Origin of the sequence: Sporolactobacillus terrae DSM 11697 (genome assembly GCF_000648615.1) — a bacterium.
In the GTDB taxonomy this organism is placed as follows: domain Bacteria; phylum Bacillota; class Bacilli; order Bacillales; family Sporolactobacillaceae; genus Sporolactobacillus; species Sporolactobacillus terrae.
Map to the genome: position 1 here is coordinate 1 of NZ_JFZC01000080.1, position 1,534 is coordinate 1,534.

Annotated in this window: 1 protein-coding gene; it reads left to right on the forward strand. The window is 40.4% G+C overall.

Translation table 11 applies throughout. The features are described from left to right. Window positions 1-59 precede the first annotated feature (59 nt). Entirely contained in the window at window positions 60-1,349 is a 1,290-nt protein-coding gene (locus AA84_RS0114035) for an IS91 family transposase (protein ID WP_081791805.1), read from the forward strand. Window positions 1,350-1,534 lie beyond the last annotated feature (185 nt).

Here is a 1,534-nt window from a genome sequence, read left to right on the forward strand (position 1 = left end):
AAAGAAAGTATATGATTTTGGGGGTATCGCAGTGAATATGACTGTGATACCTTTTATTTATGAAACCTAATATTCTTAAACGTATCTTCTTCGATCATCATAGACATTGGGAAGCTTTTAGGAAAAAGTATCAGGGACAGATACGCCCAATTGTCATCAAAGAAGTGGAGAAATTTAAGGATTGTGGAAACCTTAAAAAGGGATTTAAATTGCTGGTTTGTGAAGGTTGTCATGATGTTCGAAAAGTACCTTTTCGATGCAAAGGACGTTTTTGTACCACGTGTTCTATTGGAGAGAGCGAAGAATGGAGCAGACTGCTTGCGGAAGATGTGCTACAAGTCAATCATAGACATGTCATTTTCACTATTGATGAAGGTTTACGTGATGTTTTCCTTTTACACCGGCACTTACTAAAGCCTTTAATGGACGAGGCCGCAAGGCTTATCAAAAACTTTTTTCAGAAGAAAGCGAAAGTGACTCCCGGCATTATTGCTGGTCTCCATACATTTGGATCTCAGCTCAATTTTAATCCGCATGTTCACATGCTTGTGAGTATGGGTGGAATCACTCGCAAAGGAGAATGGAAGTCCTATGACTTCATTCCGTTTAAGATGCTTCGGAAACAGTGGCAGACGGTGGTGCTAAAACTTATTCGTAAACATTTGACTGCGAAAGAGAAGGAGAACGTTCAGCCTCTATTACAGAAAGCTTATTTACAAAATGGAGAAGGTTTCTATGTTCATGCCCCAAGACAACGAGGCCATGTGAAAGAACAACTCCGTTATATTGGTCGCTATATCCGCCGTCCAGCAATTGGACTGAATCGCATCGAAGACTACGATGGTCACAACGTGACCTTTACGTACAAGGACAAAAGAGACAATCAGGAAAAGCGTTTGACGCTTACAGTTGAAGCCTTTATTGCACGTTTGATCCGTCATATCCCTGACGAGCAGTTTAAAACGATCCGGCATTATGGCATGTATTCTAGAAAAAATAAAAAATTAAGCAAAAAGTTATTAATGGCATGGCAAAAAGTAACAAAGCGCTGGGTCATCAAGGTAAATAAAGTTCTGCGCAGACGTACATGGAGAGAACGGACGATCGCAACTGGCAATAAAGATCCTCATATTTGTCCTAAATGCGGTAACTATTATGAATACAAGGGAGAAGTCTGCCTTGAAGAAGGCAGGTTAGTCATCAAAGTAGCCCTAGGAAGAACGGCAAGAGAGTATCTAGAGGAGGAGATTCGTTATCTCAACCAAAAAACGACGCAAATCGGTCAAAAAGAAAATCGTGCAAAAAACAAACAAAAAAACCGTACGGTTTTTTTGCCTATCGTGTCATGAGAAAGAAGAAATCCCTACACAAATTGTACGAGAAATGGATCTTATGGATGGTGGAGATTCGATCATTCCCCCTCGGTTTTCATGTGAACAATGTGGAGGAGAAATGTATCCTGAATACTACAAAGGGGTTCACGGCCAGGAATACAGAATTAAAGATTATCTCTAAACAAAAAAGGACCGGGCGT

Bases quoted from the DNA above. Each gene is read 5' to 3' on its own strand.
- AA84_RS0114035 (WP_081791805.1), top strand. From the start codon at position 60: ATGAAACCTAATATTCTTAAACGTATCTTCTTCGATCATCATAGACAT.